5 protein-coding genes are annotated in these 14,244 nt (G+C 42.6%); all 5 read left to right on the top strand.

The annotated features are described in order from the left end of the window. The first annotated feature begins 10 nt into the window (after positions 1-10). Positions 11-232 (top strand): DUF4327 family protein, encoded by a 222-nt coding sequence (locus tag NSTC731_RS19240; protein ID WP_445626341.1) that lies wholly within the window; start codon positions 11-13, stop codon positions 230-232. A gap of 2,987 nt (positions 233-3,219) precedes the next feature. Continuing rightward, on the top strand, positions 3,220-7,119 hold the full coding sequence (locus NSTC731_RS19235) for a PAS domain S-box protein (protein WP_445626340.1): 3,900 nt from the start codon (positions 3,220-3,222) through the stop codon (positions 7,117-7,119). 351 nt (positions 7,120-7,470) lie between these two features. Beyond that, positions 7,471-7,854, top strand: a complete 384-nt coding sequence (locus NSTC731_RS19230) for a beta-lactamase hydrolase domain-containing protein (RefSeq protein ID WP_445626339.1) — start codon at positions 7,471-7,473, stop codon at positions 7,852-7,854. Positions 7,855-8,179: 325 nt separating this feature from the next. After that, positions 8,180-10,588: a sucrose synthase gene (locus NSTC731_RS19225; protein ID WP_445626338.1), complete on the top strand. Its 2,409-nt coding sequence runs from the start codon at positions 8,180-8,182 to the stop codon at positions 10,586-10,588. A 159-nt stretch (positions 10,589-10,747) separates the two neighbouring features. Further along, positions 10,748-13,798, top strand: a complete 3,051-nt coding sequence (gene pgmB, locus NSTC731_RS19220) for a beta-phosphoglucomutase (protein ID WP_445626337.1) — start codon at positions 10,748-10,750, stop codon at positions 13,796-13,798. The last annotated feature ends 446 nt before the right edge of the window (positions 13,799-14,244 follow it).

Raw genomic sequence — 14,244 nt, 5'->3', positions numbered from 1 at the left:
GGAACGACTTATGAATACTACGGTAAAATATGACATCCAAGTTATCAAAGAAGAAGCGCTCCAACTTGTTAAAAAGAGACTTGTTAACCGTCAACAGCCAATTTACACCCTCTGTAAATATATTCCTCATCGTGACTGGATTAATTTTGAACTGGAGTTAGAAAAAAATGAATTTCTACTCAGAGATAGAATTATCGATTTACTGAATCACGAATCTTGGGAAGATGATTGAGGCTGCATAAGGCTAAACCCTATTAGCTGCATTCCATAAAATCAAAATTACAAATTCAGTTTTCAACATTAAAAGCTCTCGAATTAATCGGGGGCTATAAGCAAGAGATTATTAAAGTAAGCAATAAATCTTGATGGATAGCTTTGGTTTGAAAAGATAAGAGAACCATTGCTAGCGTAATAATTCTCTGTTAAATAAGTTGGTACAATAAAAACAAGCTGTGTGAAGAAAAATAAACAAGGTTCAAAGTCTAAAATCATTCGACTGAGCGACTTCTTGCCTTGAACGTATCGCTCTCATGGAAAGCTCCGCTAACGCGTAGCGTGTCGTAGAGAAGTCGAAAGGAGCGGAAGTCTAAAATCCAAAATGATATTACCATTGTCCTCTTGTTTGCCTACTCTGCATAGGAATGGTTAATTAGGGGTTGCTACCTCCAGTCAGACATAGCCTAACCTCAGAAGCAACCTTACCTCTTTGGCTGTGGGTTTGAGAAATTTTTCTGTTTTCTTTATCTAAATGTGTCAATTAATACCTAATAAATAGGCTATAGTCTCACATTCTTGAGCAATTAATTACTGAAATCAAGAAAAACAATTATACTAATCTGTTTCAGTAAATTGGATTAGGTAGATAACTCTTCTAGCCCAATCCATTCGGTAATCGATTGCCATTGGCTTGCGTAAACAATAGTACTACTACGTTTTTCTTTCTGAGGCTTTCTAGGTAGTTTTCCCATGACAACATCAGCGAATGAACTGGATTCGTTCCTATTATTCCTATTATAAATAGGCATTTCCTGCCAGCAGTGACGACAAAACCAGTAAGTCTCTGCACCGCGTATATGTTCTAAAAGTAAACTTGAGCAGCAAGGACAGTAATTCATATTTTTCTCAAATCCTGTTCATAAAAGTGTTATTGCGATTCAGGGCAGCTATTTGAGAAGCCCGTAGATATTAAAAAGAAACTGTCTATATTTTGACTATAGTCTTTAAATATGAGGAAGTTGTGAGGATAGTCAAAATACTTAATGGTTTTGCAAAACTTATACACAATTCTTAAGTAAGACTTTCCGGCTAATTTAGCGGTTTTTTCACAAGTTCCTCAAATTATCTTCGTATAAATTCTTATAACTATAAATGTGGGGCTTCAGAGCGATGTTACTGCTAGCGTGCCACCTACTTATGAATAGATTGAAGAAGGCAGCTATGCTGGAGGAAAAGACATTTTCATTGTTCCTTGTGAGCGCAGCTCGTGGAGTCTCTTGCAAAAATCTTTGAATCACCTCTCCCCAACCCTCCCTTTCAAGGGCAGGCTTTTAGGCTTTCGATAAATAGTTGAGAATGTTCTCAATTATTGAACGTAGTTTTAAGTTCTCAGACAATGGTTTTGGTTTTAAAATCCCAAAAATTTGTCTAATCAAAAAAACCTGCCCCAGAAAGCCCAACCCTCCCCGATGTGTTGGGGCTACGGTGTACGCACAAGTCTGAAATAGCTGGTTAACCAGGGTTTTACCCCACCCTAACCCTCACGCCACTTGACGGCAGTTGCTCCACTTGGGGAGACCCCAGACGCTCGCGGACTCGCTAACGCTACGCTATCGCCCTTGGCGTCTCCCCTTGGGAGAAGACCGCAGTGGCTCCCCTTATAAAGGCAATGGTGTACACACAAGTCGAAAAAACTTCATCCACCAAAGATTTGCGGTGCGTTACGCTGGCTGACAAAGCTAGAACGCATTTGCTATTTCGGCGTACGCATTTGCTATTTCGGCGTACTCATTTGCTATTTCGGCGTACTCATTTGCTATTTCGGCGTACTCATTTGCTATTTCGGGGTACTCATTTGCTATTTCGGGGTACTCATTTGCTATTTCGGGGTACTCATTTGCTATTTCGGGGTACTCATTTGCTATTTCGGCGTACTCATTTGTTATTTCGGCGTGTCGATAACGCACCCTACTAGTGTGACCGAGCTACTACTACGAAATTACTAAAAGACAGAACTTACGCACTCAGATCCCCCAACCCCCTTAAAAAGGGGGCTTTAGAGGTTCCCCCCTTTTTTAAGGGGGGTTAGGGGGGATCAAGGTTTCAGGCTTCAGTGCGTAAGTCCTAAAAGAGTTGAAACCTATACTGGTCATACTTGTGTGTACACCGTAGCCCTTATAAAGGGGAGCCACTGCGTTGGGCGGGCAATGCTCGACTTGTACCGCTAAAGCGGAACCCGCAGGGTAGCAAGTGGCGTGGGATTAAGGGCAGGGCTGTTTCGTTCCCTAAATGGCTATAAAAATCAAGGGTTCTAGCGATTAAAAATTGATTATTTTGTTACCAGCGTGCCGAGAAAATGAACAATTTTACTGTTGTTTAAGTGCTTAAAAGTTCATCTGGTCGTCACCCTCACTTACAATTTTTCTCGCTAATCATCTTGACAAATCCTGTTTGAAATGGAATGAAACAGCCCTGGGATTAAGGGGGGTCTATTCGACTTATGCAAGAGGTCTATTTTTTGTATTGTTTATTGAAGTCTTGCTGGAGTTTATTAAGAAAGCCGAAATTCTGAGCCTCTGTCAATGTTTGAGACCAAGGGTTTAATATTTGCACTCATCAATTAATTTCAAATATTTCACAGTAATAAGACTATCAAAACTATCACTTAAGGTAATATCTTGAGTTCGCAAATCATCTATTTATAAATTTGACAATAGAATGAATTTGACGGCTGTAAAATTTTATTTACTTTCTAGTTTAGTTACTAACTTGTATTGTATGTATTAGTCATTATAATAGTTCAATCCTGTATTTATCAATACAATTAATTTATAGTTGCTTTATAGTTAATTTATAATTACATTTTAGCCGCTTGCTAGTTGCTTGATAGTTATTCCGCCACAATAATTTCTGATGTTCAATAGCTGACTCGTTTTGCCTGTTGCTGACTTCTGCTAATTTGTCCTGAATGTCAAAAAGTTTATTAGTATTGATAAATTAACTATGCAATTTAACGATCGACTGATTAACTTACCTAGTTTAAATCATGTTATAAATTATTCTCCATTAACGATTAATCCTGATAGTTTTGTAATCGAAGCTATTTTATTGATGAGTAAACAAGGATGTATTAATTATGCATCTAGCAACTTAAATTCTTCGCTGAACTTAACTTTTGGAAATCAACCAAAATCTGGTTGTGTCTTGGTTATGGACGGAGGAAATTTATTAAGTATTTTTACTGAAAGAGATGTAGTTAGACTTATAGCTTCGAGAATAGATTTATCTGGGGTGACAATGGCTGAAGTGATGACGCAGCCAGTAATTACCCTTAGACAATCAGATTCTCAAGATATTTTCATCGCTTTATCGTTATTGCGTGAGCATCAAACTGGCTATTTGCCCGTTTTAGACGATCGCGGACAATTGGTAGGAGTCATTAACGAGACTAGCTTGCTACAAGCCTTTGACTTGGTAAAAATGGCTGGGGTTGTTGAAGGCTTGCAGCAATATTTACAAAAACCCAGAGATGAATTTAGCCAGGTTAATCAGTACACAGAGATACAGCAAGTGTGCTGCCAGACTCAAAATAACTTAAAGCTATGGGTTGAGGCACAATCGGCTGAAATTATGCAAGTTAATCAGGAGCTTCAGCAAGCCCTCGAAGAACTCCAGGTTGTGGAAGAAGAACTGCGCGAACAAAATGAAGAGTTGGCCGTTGCCCGCGAACTAGTAGAATTGGAGCGTCAACGTTACCGGGATTTGTTTGAGTTCGCTCCAGATGCTTATTTGGTAACTGATACAGCAGGTATTATCCAAGAGGCTAACCGAGCAGCAACAATCTTGCTGGCTGTACGCCAAAAATATTTGCTAAACAAACCATTAATTTTATTTATTCCTTACCAAGACCGTCAAACTTTTAACACTCGACTAATTAATAAACAGCAGGAACAGAAGTGGGAAGCTTACTTAAAACCACGGGGAGGTACAGCTTTTCCGGCTAGTATTAAAGCCGCTGCCATGTACGATTCAAAGGGTAAGCAAGTTGGCTGGCGCTGGTTACTCTGCGATATTAGCGAACGCCACCAGGCAGAGGAATCACTGCGCCAAGCTTACGAGGAGTTAGAACAACGAGTGGCGGAACGGACAGCAGAACTTGTGATGTCCAATGTTCTGTTGCAACAAGAAATTACCGTTAGCGAAGCTGCCCGAAGGGATCGCCAACGCGCAGAAGTTGCATTACGCCAGAGCGAAAACCTCTATCGCCAACTCGTGGAAAGCCAAACTGACATAATTATCCGCATTGATTTGCAAGGGCAGATTACCTTTGCCAATGCAGCTGCTTGTCAAATTTTCGGTTGGAAACAAGATGAGTTTCGCAGTCAGTCAATTTTCCAATTTCTTCATCCAGATGACTTGCCTGAAGCGATGGAAGATGTGGCAGCTTTAGGATCTTCATTGTATCCCTTGATGAATCGCGAGCAACGTGCATTGACAGTCAACGGTATCCGCTGGTTTCAATGGAATGCGATCGCAATTCGTAACGACAAAGGAGAGGTTGTTGAAATCCAAGAGGTAGGCAGAGATATTACCGAACAGCAATCTACGCTAGACGAACGCCAACTTGCCGAAGCAGCACTGCGCCAAAGTGAAGAAAAATTTCGCAAATTTGCCGAAAACACCCACGCAGTTATCTGGATTGCCAGCACTGATTCATTCCGAACCTTGTATGTTAGTCCTGCCTATGAAAAAATTTGGGGTCGCTCTTGCCAAAGTTTATTGGAGCGGCCTGAGTCTTGGATAGAGTCCGTTCATCCAGACGATCGCGGTCTAACCACTAAAGCAGCAAAGCAACAGCTTAGTGGTGAATCCGCTTCAATAGAATATCGAATTTTCCGACCTGATGGATCGATGCGCTGGATTTGGGATCGGAGTTTTACTGTCTATGATGACCAAGGAAAAGTTCAATACTATGGTGGCATCGCCGAAGATATCACCAAACGCAAACTGGTCGAAGAGTCACTGCAAGAAAGTGAAGCGCGATTGAGTTTAGCTACCGAAGCAGCCCAAATTGGCATCTGGGAGCGGAACTTAATCGCTAATACTGGTATTTGGTCTGCCAATATGGGGCCACTTTATGGTCTACCGAGCAACAGCTTGTGTCCAACCTATGAAGATTATCTCAATTTAATCTATCCAGAAGACCGCGAATCTGTGGCTGCGAGTATAGCGCGGATGATTGAGCAAGGAAAGGGATCTATAGAGTATCGAATTGTCTGGTCCGACGGCAGCTTACACTGGTTAAACTGCAAAGGTCAGGTTTACTATAACGAAATCGGTCAGCCGATCCGGATCGTCGGCACAAATAGGGATGTCACTGAGCGCAAGTTGGCAGAACAAAAAATCTCTGAACAAGCCGCTTTACTTGATATTGCCACCGATGCCATATTAGTTCGAGATTTCCAGTCTCAAATCTTATTCTGGAATCAAGGTGCAGAGCGGATGTACGGTTGGCTTTCTACAGAGGCGATCGGAAAAAACCTCCAGGAGATTTTTCACGCAGCAGGAACTCAGCAGCAATTGGAAGTACCCCTGAAAAGAGTAATTGAGAGTGGCTCTTGGCAAGGTGAGTTAAATAAAGTTACAAAATCTGGTCAGAAAATTCTTGTGGAAAGCCGCTGGACATTGATGCGCGATTCTGCGGGAAAACCCAAATCCATCCTGACTGTTGACACTGACATCACCGAAAAGAAACAACTCCAAGAGCAGTTTTTTCGCACCCAGCGATTGGAAAGCCTTGGCACTCTTGCAGGTGGAATTGCCCACGACTTGAACAATATATTGACACCAATTTTGGCAGCGGCTCAATTGCTACAGGGAAGATTTTTACAAGATGAGGAGCGTTCTGGGCAACTTTTGGCACTTGTAGAAACCAACGCCAAACGCGGAGCAGCTTTAGTAAAGCAAATCTTGTCCTTTGCGCGAGGAAATAAAGGAGAGCGAAGAATTATCCAAATCCAGCATCTGATTTCAGAAATTGTCCAAATTGCCAAACAGACATTTCCCAAATCTATTGAACTTTCCACGTTTATCCCAGAAGAAATTTGGGCTGTAAATGGAGACATCACACAACTGCATCAAGTATTGATCAATCTGGTAGTAAATGCCCGCGATGCTCTACCAGATGGCGGTAATATCAATATTTCTGTAGAAAATAAGTTTATTGATGAAGCTTATACGCGAATGAATCTTGATGCCAAGGTTGGGCATTATATTGTGATTACCGTTGCCGATAACGGAATTGGGATACCGCCAGACATAATAGATAGAATTTTTGAGCCATTTTTTACTACAAAACAAGTCAATGCAGGTACCGGACTTGGACTTTCAACAGTGCTGGGAATCATCAGAAACCACGACGGTTTTATCAAAGTGTCTAGCAATGTTGATATAGGCAGCAAATTTGACCTGTTTTTACCAGCAGTGGAAGCAACCCAAGCGTTCAACATAGAAGACCTGGATTTGCTTCCAGGAGAGGGAGAATTGATTTTGGTTGTGGATGATGAACCCCAAATTCGGGAGATTGTCACAATCATCTTGGAAAAGCATAACTATAAGATACTAACTGCCAGTAATGGCATTGAGGCGATCGCGCTTTACGCCCAATACGAGCATCAAATCAATGCCGTATTGATGGATCTAATAATGCCAAAAATGGATGGAATCATCGCCATTCGCACCTTGCGAAGAATGAATATGCAAGTTCAAATTATTGCCTGTAGCGGACTCAACTCAATGGAAATCTTTGCTCAATCTGCTGATGATAATGTACAAGCAGTTTTATTAAAACCCTATACGGGTAGAGAATTATTAAAAACCTTACACAATTTATTCAGAGGCTAGTAGTTCGCCAAGTTCACTTGGCGGGGTAAAGGGTAAAGGGGAAAGGGGAAAGGGGAAAGGTTTTAAATCCCAAACCCAGTACCCCCGCCCCTTTTCCCCAAAACCCGACAAGTATTGGAAAGGGACTCATGTTTTTTATCCCTTACCCTTTTCCCTTTACCCTTTACCCAACCTCCACCTAACATTTTTGGGTTGCCAGACTACTAGTAGCACAAGGCAAAAGTCAAAAGTCGCGTCTGCTTGAATTTTGGGCTTTATAGCAGACTTTGATGCTTTCCTCACAAGTTCCTCAAATTGCTTTGCTAGGGTTAAAGCTAGGGCAATGTCGGCAAAATGGAGTTAATCCGGCTGATGAACATTATTAGGGAAATTAATCATGAGTTAGCGATCGCAGGGCAAATTACACCAGATCAGCTACAACAAATAGCTGATGATGGTTATAAGTCTGTAGTGAATCTACGTATGGCTGACGAAACAGGTTTGCTGGCTACTGAACAAGAAAAAACTGAGCTTTTGGGATTGTATTATGTTAATTTCCCAACTAAATCTGAAGATATTAATCATCAATGTATGCTCCAGATATCTGAACTCATCACTGAACTACCTAAACCGACTTTGATACATTGTGATAATTCAATTCGTTCAGCTGCAATAGTATTTTTGTATATCGCTCTTAAACAGGGTATAGGCTTTGAAAAAGCCCTACAGAAAGTTATTAATATAGGCTTGATATAAGACTAGTACCGCAAGGTGGAAGTCAAAAGTTGACCCTGAGCGCAGTCGAAGGGTCAAAAGCTAAAAGTCAAAATAATTATATTTCAAGCTTACTAGCGATCGCTCCAATTTGGCTTTAGTACTTAATTGAAAATAGTGTTTTATACCTTGCCTTTCTCTACTTCCTCATCCCATAGATTTGAAGTTCTCACAGCCTTTCATCCCAGAGCTAGACGCAAAGATTTTTATAGTAATTTACGATGGTTTGGGGAATATACCTCAGCAAACCGAAAACTGGAAAGAAAAATGAGGTTATCACCTAGCTAAATTTCTGGAATTCGTCATCATGTATGAACTAGTTCAAGCTCTCTCCAACGGTGATGAAAAAACTGCTCTGCATCAGTTGATTTATGCGTTGAGTGTTTCAGGTAAGCATTACTTCCTAAGAAATGAGATTTTGCTTTTCTTTGCTGATTACTGTCATCAATCGCAAAAGCCAGCCTATTTTTACCACTCTTCTTCTGTTGGCAAACTAATACAATATACCCACGAAATCATTCTCGAAGAGGAAAAAACTTGGTTCGTGATTCGACCGAGGATTGCGAATCAAGAAGTTTGGCAACTGACAGTTGATAGCAGGTTCGAGCAGATGACGCCTCAAGCGTTGTTAGATGTCAGAGATCGTCTAGTCAACCGCTACCAACCCCATATCCTCGAAATCGACCTCCACCCCTTCTATGAGAGTTCTCCAAGAATTGACGATGCGAGAAATATTGGTCAAGGTTTAGCCTTCCTCAACCGTTACCTGTGCAATCAATTGTTGACTGACTCTGAATATTGGGTAGAAATGTTATTTAAAGCATTACATAGGCTGCAATGCGATGGTATTCGCCTATTGTTAAGCGATCGCATTCTTTCCGGTATTCAGTTAGCCAAACAAATTAAGCTAGCCCTCAAATTCCTGAGCGAGCGATCGCCTGATGAACCTTATGAAAAATTCCGCTTTGATCTCCAAGAACTCGGCTTTGAGCCGGGTTGGGGTAATACTGCGGCGCGAGTCTCTGAAACTTTAGAACTCCTCGACCGACTCATTTACTCTCCCGAACCTGCCATTTTAGAAGCTTTTGTGGCCCGCGTCCCCGCCATCTTTCGCGTCGTCCTTGTTTCTGTCCACGGCTGGGTTGGACAGGAGGATGTTTTGGGAAGAGATGAAACACTCGGTCAAGTTATCTACGTCCTCGAACAAGCTCGCAGCCTAGAAAACGAACTGCGCGAACAAATCAAACTCGCTGGACTCGACCAGCTAGGTATTAAACCCCATGTGATTATTCTGACTCGATTAATCCCCAACTGTGAAGGCACATTTTGTAACTTGCCCTTAGAAAAAGTCCAAGATACTGAAAATGCTTGGATATTGCGCGTTCCTTTTGGTGAATTCAATCCAGAGATTACGAATAATTGGATTTCTAAATTTGAGATTTGGCCTTATTTAGAACAATTTGCGATAGATGCAGAAAGAGAATTACTAGCTCAATTCCAAGGCAAACCTAATTTAGTTGTTGGCAATTACAGCGATGGTAATTTAGTAGCCTTTCTGCTATCTCGCCGCATGAAAGTCACCCAATGTAACATTGCCCATTCTTTGGAAAAACCTAAATATCTATTTAGCAATTTATATTGGCAAGATTTAGAAGATAAATATCATTTTTCGGCACAATTTACCGCCGATTTGATTAGCATGAATGCAGCTGACTTTATCATCACATCGTCCTATCAAGAAATTGTCGGTACGCCTGATACCATCGGTCAATACGAGTCATACAAGTGGTTTACGATGCCGCAGTTGTATCATGTAGTTGATGGCATTGATTTGTTTAGTCCTAAATTTAACTTCGTGCCGCCGGGAGTAAATGAAAATATTTTCTTTCCCTACAGCCAAAAAGAAAACCGAGATTCTAAACTTGGCACACAAGTCCACGATTTACTCTTTACCCGCGAAGATCCACAAATTCTTGGTTATTTAGAACGCCCCAATCATCGACCAATTTTTGCCCTTGATACCATCAATTCAATCAAAAATTTCACTGGTCTAGCTGAATGTTTTGGTAAAAGTCAGGCGTTGCAAGAGCGTTGTAACCTGATTTTATTAACTACTAAACTGCATTTACATGAAGCTAGCAACCCAGAAGAAGCAGAAGAAATTCAAAAACTCCACGACATTATCGACCAATATCATCTCGATGGCAAGATTCGCTGGGTGGGGATGCGTGTTCCTAGCCGGGACATCGGCGAAGCCTACCGAGTAGTTGCCGATTCTCAAGGAATTTATGTCCATTTTGCCCGTTTTGAATCCTTCGGTCGGAGTATTTTGGAAGCGATGATTTCTGGCTTGCCAACTTTTGCTACTCAATTTGGCGGTTCTTTAGAAATTATCGAGAACAAAGAAAACCAATTTAATCTTAATCCTACAGACTTAGAAGGAACAGCAACGAAAATCTTAGATTTCCTGGAACAATGTGATACTCATGCTAAATACTGGTACGAAGTTTCAGAATGGATGAGTCAACGAATTCATCACAAATATAATTGGCATTTACATAGTAATCAATTACTACTGCTTGCGAAAATGTTTAGTTTTTGGAACTTTGTTGCTCCCGAAAATAACGAAGCTAGAGATCGCTACATGGAAACCTTATTCCATCTCATTTATAAACCCAGAGTCGAAAAGATTTTGGAAAAGCATCAGGGGGGATGAGGGATGAGGGATGAGGGAGTGGGGGCAGGGGAGCAGGGGAGAGTTAGAACTGGATTCATCCACCTTGGAACTCCGTTCATCCACCTCGGAACTGGATTCATCCACCTCGGAACTCCGTTCATCTAGCTTAAAGACTCAAAAATCTTAATCGTCCAACTTATGCAAACAAAAGGTCGTTCTCGCCATTTTATCTACACAGACTGGATATTAATCGAAACCCAGTTTGACCCTGAGCAATTGCACTCTAAAGAAACCGTCTTTACAATCGGCAATGGATACCTGGGAACCAGAGGCAGTTTTGAGGAAGGTTATCCTCATGCATTGCCAGCTACTTTTATCCACGGTGTCTACGATGATGTGCCTGTGGTGTACACTGAACTGGTAAATTGCCCTGACTGGCTACCCTTGATAGTAATTGTAAATGGCGATCGCTTCCGTCTCGATCGAGGTGAGATATTGAGCTACGAGCGCCAGCTTGATTTACGCCAAGGACTACTTTTGCGTGCCTTGCGTTGGCGCTCTCCCAGTGGGAACACCATAGACATTAGCTTTGAACGCTTTGCTAGTCTTGCAGATCCGCACGTGTTGGCTTTACGCTGCCATTTAACACCAATAGATTTTGAGGGGTTAATCGAAGTTCAAGCTAGCATCAATGGCTATCCCGAAAATCAAGGTTTCAATCACTGGGAAGAATTAGACCAGGGCAAGACTAATCAAGGAATCTGGTTGCAACGCCGCACGCGCAACTCTCGAATTGAACTCGGTATGGCAGCTAAGTTGACAATATTAGGCACTGAAGCATCTTTGCAAGTCAATACCGCACCCGGTTATCCTACTTTGAGTACAAACTTCTTGGCGAAAGCGCAGCAGACCGTAACGGTAGAAAAACTTGTGACTGTTTTTACCTCGCGGGAGATTGAAGCACCAGTTTCAGCAGCTCGAGAAAAACTCGCACAGCTGCCAGACTATGTAACATTACAAAAAGCCAATGAGCAGGCATGGAATGAGGTTTGGCAGCAAAGTGACATCCTGATTGAGGGGGATAGCACAGCTACTTTTGCTGTTCGCTACAATCTGTTTCAACTGCTGATTGCTGCCTCACGGGATGATGATAGAGTGAGCATTCCTGCTAAAACCCTTTCGGGGTTTGGCTATCGCGGTCATATTTTTTGGGATACAGAAATTTTTATGCAGCCCTTGTTTCTGTTTACTCAACCAGCGATCGCCCGCAACTTACTCAGTTACCGTTGGCACACCTTACCAGGAGCTAGACGCAAGGCAGGCCATTACAGTTATAAAGGGGCAATGTTTGCCTGGGAAAGTGCTGATACTGGAGATGAAGTGACACCACGTTGGGCTATTGGTAGTGATTTTTATGGTGAAGACGTGCGGATTTGGTGCCGCGATCGCGAAATTCATATCAACGCAGATATCCCCTACGCAGTCTGGAACTACTGGCAAGCCACTGGTGATGATGACTGGATGCAAAAGTGTGGTGCAGAGATTATCTTAGATGCGGCGCTCTTTTGGGGTAGTCGAGTCGAATTCAATTCTGAGCGCGAACAGTATGAAATTCGAGGAGTAATCGGAGCGGATGAATACCATGAATTAGTCCACAACAACGCCTTTACAAACCGGATGGCGCAATGGCATCTAGAGAAAGCGATCGCCATCTATGATTGGTTGGTTGACAAATTCCCCGAACGAGCCACCGAACTAGAACAGAAATTAAAGCTGACCCCAGAGGAGCGATCGCACTGGCAAGAGATCGTCGCCAAAATATTGTTTTTCTATGACCCATCAACAGGACTAATCGAGCAGTGCGAGGGATTTTTCCAATTGGAAGATATCAACTTAGCAGATTATGAACCACGCGATCGCTCTATGCAACCGATCTTAGGTATTGATAAAACCAACAAATCTCAAGTACTCAAACAGCCAGACGTATTAATGCTCTTATATTTAATGCGGGAATCAGCAGATTTTCCCTACAACGAAAAAGCATTGCAGACAAATTGGGACTACTACGCACCCCGCACTGATATTACTTATGGTTCGTCCCTTGGCCCAGCAGTTCAAGCCATTTTAGCTTCCGATTTGGGCAAATCAACTGCAGCTTACGAACAATTTATGCAGGCGTTAATGGTGGATCTTGAAGATAACCGAGGTAACACCAACGATGGAATTCACGGTGCTAGTGCTGGTGGAATTTGGCAAGCTGTAATTTTTGGATTCGGCGGCATCCAATTAACTAAAAATGGCCCTGTAGCCAACCCCCACCTACCTCCTGGCTGGACGCGTCTAAAGTTTAGACTGCACTGGCGCGGGAAATGGCATGACTTCGATTTGCATCAGGGAAAAGTCGCCCAAGACATAACTCGTCAACTAGAATTTCTCCAACTTTCCCTCTCCCCCGATCCCCCCTCATTGAACTATGCAGGAGACAGGGGGCAGGAGGTAGGAGACAGGAGTTCTTCTTTATCTCCCTTATCGTCCCCACTCTCCAGTACAGACGCGATTAATCGCGTCTCTACCCACAACCCCAACATCCAAGGATTCATCTTCGATTTAGATGGTGTGCTAACAGATACAGCAGAACTCCACTATCTCGCTTGGCAAAAGCTAGCTGATGAAGAGGGTATACCGTTTAATCGAGAAGCTAACGAAGCCCTGCGGGGTGTATCCCGTCGTGCTTCCCTGATGCTGATTGTTGGCGATAGACCGTATTCGGAAGCACAAATTGAGGAGATGATGGAGCGCAAAAATCGCTACTATGTGGAATTTATCCAAAACATGACATCCCACGATTTGTTACCAGGTGCGATCGCCTTGTTGGATGAATTGCGGCAAGCTGGTATTAAGATCGGTATTGGTTCAGCAAGTAAAAATGCCCAGACTGTGATCGAGCGATTGGGCATTATGAACAAAGTAGATGCGATCGCTGATGGTTACAGCGTCCAAGAACCCAAGCCAGCACCCGACCTATTTCTGTACGCAGCCAAGCAACTAGGAATCGAACCAGCGCAATCTGTGGTTGTAGAAGATGCCGCAGCAGGTGTTGAAGCCGCTCTCGCTGCTGGGATGTGGGCAATAGGACTCGGCCCTGTTGAGCGAGTTGGAGCCGCTCATATTGTTTTACCCAGCCTAGAAGGTATTAGATGGGCTGACCTTCGAGAGCAATTGAGTAACATTTCTAGACAAAAACAGTGAACAAATGAGAACCGCTTGATTACTTACAGCAGATTTGAAGAAAGGTGAAGTATACAACGATTCGTCTTAAAGCCAGGTATAAAGTATATTTTATACCAATTCGTAATACTTCGGCTACGCCCAACTCTTGGAGAGGCTGCACTTCGACTCATTTCGGCTACGCGGTAATTGAGCGTAGTCGAAATTCAATGACCAACGCTCTGTTACCACGCCAACGACTACGCGGTAGTTGAATCTCGACTTACTTCGACTACGCTCAGTACAAGTCGCTCGATTACCGCGCAGCGATGCACTGAGCCTGTCCTGAGCGTAGCCGAAGGGCGCAGTCGAAGTGTCGAAACTCAGGACAAGCTCAGTACAAGTTTGTAATTCGTAATTAAGAAAGTCAGATATGGCATGGCTTTCAGAGTTTGAATGTGTTGTCTCATTTTAGAGAATTGGTTTTA

The sequence above is a fragment of the Nostoc sp. DSM 114167 genome (assembly GCF_052692655.1).
Note: the sequence above shows the minus strand (reverse complement) of the source record. Positions and strands in the feature narration are given on the sequence as shown.

What these genes read in the sequence shown, in the direction of transcription:
- NSTC731_RS19240 (WP_445626341.1), top strand. Translation starts at nt 11, where the DNA reads ATGAATACTACGGTAAAATATGACATCCAAGTTATCAAAGAAGAAGCG.
- NSTC731_RS19235 (WP_445626340.1), top strand. Translation starts at nt 3,220, where the DNA reads ATGCAATTTAACGATCGACTGATTAACTTACCTAGTTTAAATCATGTT.
- NSTC731_RS19230 (WP_445626339.1), top strand. Translation starts at nt 7,471, where the DNA reads ATGAACATTATTAGGGAAATTAATCATGAGTTAGCGATCGCAGGGCAA.
- NSTC731_RS19225 (WP_445626338.1), top strand. Translation starts at nt 8,180, where the DNA reads ATGTATGAACTAGTTCAAGCTCTCTCCAACGGTGATGAAAAAACTGCT.
- pgmB (WP_445626337.1), top strand. Translation starts at nt 10,748, where the DNA reads ATGCAAACAAAAGGTCGTTCTCGCCATTTTATCTACACAGACTGGATA.